We start from the raw sequence: 7,476 nt of genomic DNA on the forward strand, positions 1-7,476 counted from the left end.
CCATTTGACTCCACCCGCACAGCGGGTGGTTTTGAGCCTCGCGCGTCTCCGCGCGAGCCCGGCTAAAGCCTCTATAACTAAAAAAGCCGCCGGTTGGGGGACCGGCGGCGTTACTGGGGAACGTGATCACGCTTTGGGGGAACGCGTCACGCACATCACTTGGGAGGAGTGAAAATGAAGAGGTTTCGGAGTGAGAAGCGTCTTGCTTCTACTCTTATAAGATTACAGGCTTCGGGTGAAGAAACTGTGACCGTGATGTGGCTCTTTTGCCTTTTTTCCTTGGCGGTTTAAAGAATCGCCATGAAGACGAAATCGAGGATGAAGCCGGCCGTGACCACCCACAGCACCGGATGCACGTCCTTGGCCTTACCGGTGATCAGCTTGATCAGGCAGTAGAAAATGAACCCGGCCGCGATGCCGTAAGAAATGTTGTAAAGCAGCGCCATCACGATCGACGCCATGAACGCCGGCACGGCCTCTGCCAGGTTGGACCAGTCAATCTCCTTGAAGCTGGACATCATCATGACCCCGACCATGATCAAGGCCGGTGCGACGGCCTCACTGGGCACAACCGCGATAATCGGCGAAAGCAGCGAACTCAGCGCAAAGCACGCCGCGACCACGACCGCCGTCAGCCCCGTGCGACCGCCGGCCCCAATACCGGCCGCACTTTCGACGAACACGGTGACATTGGACGTGCCGAAAATCGAGCCGACCCCTGTGGCAATCGCGTCGGAGAACAGCGCGCGGTCCATTTTGGATGAGAACCCCGAGCCGCGGTTCATGTTGGCCATGTCCTCATCGGAGAAGATGCCGGTGCGGCGGCCGGTGCCGATGAAGGTGCCCAGCGTGTCAAAAATATCGGAGAAACTGAACGAGAAAATCGTCATCACCGACAGCAGAATGTGGTGCGTGTCCGTGAACAGGCTGCCGAACCCTTTGCTGGAAAACGCCGCCCCGAACGTCGTCCCCAGCTGGCTGATCGCCTCGCCCAGCGAATTGCCGGCGGCCAGGTGCAGGTTCGTGACCCCAAACGGGATCCCGATCAAGGTGGTGGCGACAATGCCGATCAGCACCGCGCCCGGCACCTTTTTCACGACCAGCACCGCCATCAGCAAAAGTCCGATCAGCGCAACGATGGCCCCCGGCTGAGTGAAGTTGACGAGCGCCGGGGTGATGCCGCTGCCGCCGGTGACGACGCTGGACACACCGTGGGCAAAGCTGCCGCTTGCGGCCTTACCGTTGACGCTGAGCAAACCGCTGGCACTGCTGGTGAACTGCAGAAAACCCGCATTTTTCAGCCCGATGTAAGCGACGAAAATGCCGATGCCGCCGCCGATCGCGTGCTGCAGCACCGTCGGGATCGCGGTGATAATCAGCTTTCGGATCTTGGTCACGGTGATCAAAATGTTGATCACCCCGCACAGGAACACCAGCGCAAGCGCCTCTTGCCAGGTGAAGCCCAGCCCGGCAACGACCGTGTAGGTGAAGAACGCCTGCAGCCCGAGCCCCGGCGCGAGCGCGTAAGGCACGTTCGCAAATAGGCCCATGACCAGCGTGCCCGCGACACTGGCGACGATGGTGGCCAGAAACACGGCCTGGCTCGGCATCCCCGTCAGCGACAGCGTGGCCGGCGCGACGAACAGGATGTACGACATCGCGAAGAACGTCGTCAGCCCCGCTAAAATTTCCGTGCGGACAGTGGTGCCGTTTTCCTTCAGCTGAAAAAAGTGTCCCATGATTCGCTCCCTCGAATGATTTAATGTCTTTCACAATATGCGTTTTTTTCATGAAATTCAACCAGAAAATGGGCTGTTTTTCATGAAAACGTATTTAATGTTCGGGTTTAGCAAAAAAGACGACGGTCAGGTTTTTGCCCGACCGCCGTCTTTGAGACTGTTCATTTAGTTAAAGGACCGCGAGCACCACGAAGTTCAGGATGAACCCGATGGTGACAATACCGAGAATCGGATGGATCTCCTTGGCCTTGCCCTGGATCAGCTTGATCAGGCAGTAGAAGATGAAGCCGGCCGCGATGCCGTATGAGATGTTGTAAATCAGACCCATGACGATCGACGCCATGAAGGCCGGCACGGCCTCGGCCAGGTCGGACCAGTCGATCTCCTTGAAGCTGGAGACCATCATGACCCCGACGAGGATGAGGGCTGGCGCAACGGCTTGCGTCGGCACGACCGAGATCAGCGGCGCGAACACCGCCGAAAGCAGGAAGCACAGCGCGGTGACCACAGAGGTCAGGCCGGTGCGACCACCGGCGCCGATGCCGGCCGCGCTTTCCACGTAGGTCGTGGTGTTTGATGTGCCGAAGATGGCGCCGATCGACGTGGCGATGGAATCAGCGAACAGCGCCTTGTCCATTTTAGACGCGAAGCCCGAGCCGTGTTCCATTTCATCGATGTCTTTGTCAGAGAAAATGCCGGTGCGGCGGCCGGTGCCAATGAAGGTACCCAGCGTGTCGAAGGTGTCAGAGAAACTGAAGGCGAAAATCGTCATCAGCGTCAGCAGGATCTGCTTGGCGCTGGTGAACAGGCTGCCCATCCCCTTGCTGGAAAACGCTGCGCCGAACGTGGTGCCCAGGGCGCTGAAGGAGCTGCCGAGGCTGTTGGCCGACGAGAATGACAGGTCGGTCACGCCCAGCGGAATGCCAATCAGGGTGGTGACGATGATGCCGATCAGGACCGCGCCCGGCACTTTTTTGACGACCAGGATGGTCATCAGGACCAGGCCGATGAGGGCCAGGCCGGCACCTGAGCTGGTGAAGTTGACCAGCGCCGGCACAATGCCGCCGCCGGAAACCACGCCGGTGACGCCCTTGATCGTCTTGGTGGCGCTGTATGCGGCGTTGTTGATGGACAGGATGTTGGAGGAATCAGAGGTGAATTGCAGGAAACCGGCGTTCTTGAGCCCGATGTAGGCGATGAAGACCCCGATCCCCCCGCCGATCGCGTGCTGCATCACTTCTGGGATCGCCATGATGATCATCTTGCGGACCTTCGTCACGGTGATGGTAATGTTGATCAGGCCACAGATGAAAACTAGCGCGAGGGCCTGCTGCCAGGTGTAGCCCAGGGCGAAGACGACGGTGTAAGTGAAGAAGGCGTTGAGCCCCATCCCTGGCGCCAAGGCGTATGGCACGTTGGCAAAGAGCCCCATGAACAGTGTCCCCACCGCACTGGCGATGATGGTGGCCAGGAACACCGCTTGGTACGGCATCCCGGTTTGCGACAGGACCTGCGGGTTAACGAAAAGAATGTACGACATCGCAAAGAATGTCGTTAAACCCGCCATAATTTCTGTAGAAATACGTGTATTGTTCTGCTTTAGCTTAAAGAAGTTCTCCATTTTTCTCTCCTCGTTCGCTTTTATGGGTAAAGCATACCGCGAGAAAATTTGGATTTCAAGTCTAAAGGCAAACATTACAAGACGTTTTTTAAATCATTGTTCATATATTATCTGGTTAATAACAAATATTGGGGGATTTTCCCTTGGGGCAATCGTCTTTTTCATCTATTTTGGGGAAATAAAAAGCCGCAACCACTCGCGGCTTCATTCGTTTATTTAATCCTGACCTCATCCGGCGCTTCGCCTGTCGTCAAGAACCCGACCAGGTTTGCCAGTGAGAAGTTAACCATGTTCTCGACTGCTGTTTCGGTGTGATACGCGACATGCGGCGTCAGCAAAACGTTGGGCAGTTGCGCCAGCTCTTCCCACTGCGGGTCGGTGAACTTGCCCGTCTGTTCATAGCGCAGCAGCGCCGGTGATTCATGCTCGTAGGTGTCGATCCCTGCCCCGCCAAGGTGGCCGGCGCGCAGATGCTTCAGCAGCGCGGTCGTGTCGACCAGGTTGCCGCGCGCCGTGTTGATCAGTACCGCGTTTTGTTTCATCAGAGTCAGCGCGGCGTCATCGATCAGGTGATCATTCGCCGGAATGCCTGGTACGTGCAAGTCGACCACGTCTGATTCAGCGAGTAACTGCTTCAAACTGACATAGGTCGCGCGGGGCTCAGGGTGCCCAGGATGCGGATCATACGCGAGCACGTTTGCGCCAAAACCAGCGAACAGGCGAATGGCGGCCTGTCCGATCCGGCCGGCCCCAACCACGCCGACCGTGCTTTGCCCCAGTTCCCGGCCCAGAAAACTCGCCGCCTGATTCCAGTTGCCCGCAGCCAGCGGCGCCCGCGTTTCGCCGAGGCGGCGCAACAGGTAAAGCGTCATGGTCACCGCAAACTCCGCGATGGCACTCGGCGAATACGCCGGCACGTTGGCGATGCGAATTTTATTCTGCTTGGCGGCGGCCAAATCGAGGTTATCCAGCCCCACGTTGCGAATGGTCAGAAAATGGATCCCAAACTCCGCCAGCTGGGTGAACACCGCCGCGGAATACGGCGTCGTCTGCAAACAGTTGACCCCGTCAAAACCCCTGGCCCAAGCCACGGTTTTCTCGTCGAGCAGTTCTGAGTGCAGCGATAGCGGCTGGTTATGGGTCTTCTGCCAGGCCTCAAAGTAGGCAAGTTCGTCTGGTTTGACCCCGTACACGATAATTTTCACGAAGGGCGCGCTCCTTTTAACTTTTTCCTCAGTATACAGGGCGCGGCCGGGGTTTGGCCACTGTTGCCGGCCGTGTAAAGCTTAAAATTAAGTGAAAGCGGTTACTTTCCTGTTAATCTCTAAATTGGCTGTGATACACTTAAGGTTCTAAAACTATCGGGAGGTTTTATACCTATGAAAATTGTCGTATTAGCCGGCGGCCGGAGCACCGAGCGCAACGTCTCGATCTCCAGCGGCTACCGACTGACCAACGCGTTGCGTGACAAGGGCCACGAAGCCACGTTCATCGACCTGTTCCTCGGCTACGACCTGAAAGGCCAGCCGGCTTCATCCGTGTTCGAAGACGCCAACACATCCAAGGATCTGAACATCTCGGATGCGATCTTGACCGATGAAGACATCAATGCGCTGCGTCCCGGCGACGACACAACGCTGTTTGGCCCCAACGTGCTCGACATCTGCAAGGCAGCCGACATCGTCTTCCTCGGCCTTCACGGCGGCGACGGCGAAAACGGCAAGGTTCAGGCCGTGCTCGACCTGAACAACATCAAGTACACCGGCAGCGGCTCCACCGCCTCCGGCATCACCATGAACAAGGTCTACTCCAAGGAGATCATGCTGTACCACAGCATTAAGACCGCGGCGTTCGTTGAGATCACCCGCGACCAGGGGCCAAAAGGACACAAGCTCCCGTTTGCCTACCCGGTCGTGCTCAAGCCGACTTCGGGTGGTTCCTCTGTCGGCACTCACATCGTGCACAACGATGAGGAGCTCGAAAGCGGCCTCGTGGACGTTTTCCGCTTCGACAACTCGGCCATCGTTGAGGACTTCATCGAGGGCCGCGAGTTCTCGCTGGGTGTCGTCAACAGCCACGCGTTCCCGGCCATTGAAATCAAGGTCCACGACGGTTGGTACGACTTCGAGCACAAGTTCCAGCCTGGTCACACCGACTTCATCACCCCGCCGCACGACCTCGACCCCGCGGTTCACGACGAAATGAAGCGCGTGGCGATTCAAACCATGAAGGTCTTAGGCATGCAAAACTACGGCCGCGTCGACTTCTTCGCCAACGACTTTGGCGTTTGGGTCATCGAAGCCAACAACCTGCCGGGCATGACGCCGCTGTCCCTCCTGCCGCAAGAAGCAGAGGCAGAAGGCGTGGCCTACCCAGACCTCGTCGAAAGTATCGTCAAGGGCAAGCTCAAGATCTACGAAGATGGAATGAATAACTAACAGGCTGCGGAGGTCGGCGCTCATGGGGTGAGCATCTAGAGGCTGAGAAGCGAAGCGTATTTAGCCCGAGCGCACCGATGTCTGTGTTAGTCGGCACTGTTGTCAGAAATCGAGAGCCATGATAAAATGACTTCATCGAGGATCTTTTTCCATCTATAGCACGAATGCCGCCCCCTTTGTGCCAAGGGAGCGGCATTTTTATCGCTACGGCGTATGCGGCCATAGCGCGTGAGCCGGATGGCAGCTAGCTTCTACTCATTCATCATCGTCCAGCCAGCGATCGATGAGTCCTCCGACTATGTCGACTAGGAGCGGCATAATGAATAGCTCGAGGATCTTGTCCATACTTGCACCCCCTCTCGGAGGCTAGTTGCCTATTCAATAATTTCGCCAGAGAAGCAGAAACGCCTGAGGGTTGCCGGCCTGTTGTCAGAAAACGACAGCCATGATAAAATGACCTCATCAAGGATTGTATCCATGAGAGCACGAATGCCGCCCCCTTTTGCGCAAGGGAGCGGCATTTTTCACTACGGCGTTATTGCCATAGCGCGTGGGTTAGATGGCAGCTAGCGGTATTCATTCACCATCGTCTACCACCGATCGATGAGCTTTTGGGGTATGCCGACGAGCAGCGGCATAATGAATAGGTCAAGGATCTTCTCCATGCGAACACCACCTCTCGGAGGCTAGTTGCCTATTGTAAAATTACGCAGTCTGTCCTAACAGCCCTAAAAGTAGGAACCATTTGACACGCCCGCTAAAACTTGAGATACTACTTCCGGTGCCAAACCACGATCCGGGTACTCGGTCGGCGCGAGAGCGTTCAGAAGGCTGACGCACCGGATCACTGAGACCACGATGAGAATCGTGGCCTTTTTTGTCTGATCAGGCCAAATCAGCCGTTCAGGCGCCCGCTTTGATTAGAATTTGGCTTATTCCTCTCATACTCTCTTATCATGCTTTCATTATCAACGTATTCGCCGCCGAAGTGGTCTATACTTTTCCTCGGACTTTTTTCACAAAGGAGAGAGAAAATGAAGAAGAGTATGCGTTTATTGTTGGCACTGTTGACCGGGATCCTGCTGGTCGTTGGCCTCAGCGGTTGCAAGAGCAATGACTTGAGCCTGAGCCTCAACAAGACCACCGTTAGTTCCGATGATTCCGGTAACGCCACCGCCAAGGGTACAGTCAAAGGCGACGGCGTCCTGTACATCAATGGTCAAAAGGCGACCAGCCAGCCGAAAAACGGCAAGTTCAGCGCTGACTTCATGGTCAGCAAGGCATACCAGGACAACAAGGTCACTGTGAAATACGAAGACAGCAAGGCCAAGAAGTCTGTTTCCAAGAAGCTGACCGTTAAGGCTAACGCCGGCGCCAAGCGGATTCACGCCAAGGAGCAAAAGCACACCGACGAGGTCAATAACACCTGGAACCAGCTGAAAGATAGTGACAGCAGTACCGCCTCCAAATAAATTCAGTCTTTTCACCGACTGATGTCCTTCCAGTTAACGCTGGGAGGGCATTTTTGCACCCTTGATGCGGATTCAGTCCCACGTGGTATAAACTGAGAAAAATCAGGTCAATCAAGGAGGCGAACTGGATGCCCCAGTTTACAATTCAAGTGCAACACCCTGACGACTAGACCAAAAAGGCCATGAAGACCTATTCTTGTTAGTAC

General features: G+C 56.0%; 5 protein-coding genes. 2 read left to right on the forward strand and 3 right to left on the reverse strand.

The genetic code is table 11. The annotated features are described in order from the left end of the window. Positions 1-287 precede the first annotated feature (287 nt). From JUF21_RS11280 to JUF21_RS11290, 3 genes are all read right to left on the reverse strand, one after another. Complete coding sequence (locus JUF21_RS11280; RefSeq protein ID WP_203664671.1) at positions 288-1,739, reverse strand: NCS2 family permease; 1,452 nt, start codon at positions 1,737-1,739, stop codon at positions 288-290. Between the two features lie 169 nt (positions 1,740-1,908). Beyond that, positions 1,909-3,360, reverse strand: coding sequence for an NCS2 family permease (locus JUF21_RS11285; protein WP_203664672.1), 1,452 nt, complete (start codon positions 3,358-3,360; stop codon positions 1,909-1,911). Positions 3,361-3,572: 212 nt separating this feature from the next. Beyond that, positions 3,573-4,565 (reverse strand): D-2-hydroxyacid dehydrogenase, encoded by a 993-nt coding sequence (locus JUF21_RS11290; RefSeq protein WP_203664674.1) that lies wholly within the window; start codon positions 4,563-4,565, stop codon positions 3,573-3,575. A 174-nt stretch (positions 4,566-4,739) separates the two neighbouring features. On the opposite strand from JUF21_RS11290, the gene JUF21_RS11295 reads away from it, so the two are divergent. Next, positions 4,740-5,798, forward strand: coding sequence for an ATP-grasp domain-containing protein (locus JUF21_RS11295; RefSeq protein ID WP_203664676.1), 1,059 nt, complete (start codon positions 4,740-4,742; stop codon positions 5,796-5,798). Positions 5,799-6,832: 1,034 nt separating this feature from the next. Further along, positions 6,833-7,270: a hypothetical protein gene (locus tag JUF21_RS11300; RefSeq protein ID WP_203624577.1), complete on the forward strand. Its 438-nt coding sequence runs from the start codon at positions 6,833-6,835 to the stop codon at positions 7,268-7,270. The last annotated feature ends 206 nt before the right edge of the window (positions 7,271-7,476 follow it).

Source organism: Lacticaseibacillus sp. 53-4 (assembly GCF_016861805.1).
In the GTDB taxonomy this organism is placed as follows: domain Bacteria; phylum Bacillota; class Bacilli; order Lactobacillales; family Lactobacillaceae; genus Lacticaseibacillus.

What these genes read in the sequence shown, in the direction of transcription:
- JUF21_RS11280 (WP_203664671.1), bottom strand. Translation starts at nt 1,739, where the DNA reads ATGGGACACTTTTTTCAGCTGAAGGAAAACGGCACCACTGTCCGCACG.
- JUF21_RS11285 (WP_203664672.1), bottom strand. Translation starts at nt 3,360, where the DNA reads ATGGAGAACTTCTTTAAGCTAAAGCAGAACAATACACGTATTTCTACA.
- JUF21_RS11295 (WP_203664676.1), top strand. Translation starts at nt 4,740, where the DNA reads ATGAAAATTGTCGTATTAGCCGGCGGCCGGAGCACCGAGCGCAACGTC.
- JUF21_RS11300 (WP_203624577.1), top strand. Translation starts at nt 6,833, where the DNA reads ATGAAGAAGAGTATGCGTTTATTGTTGGCACTGTTGACCGGGATCCTG.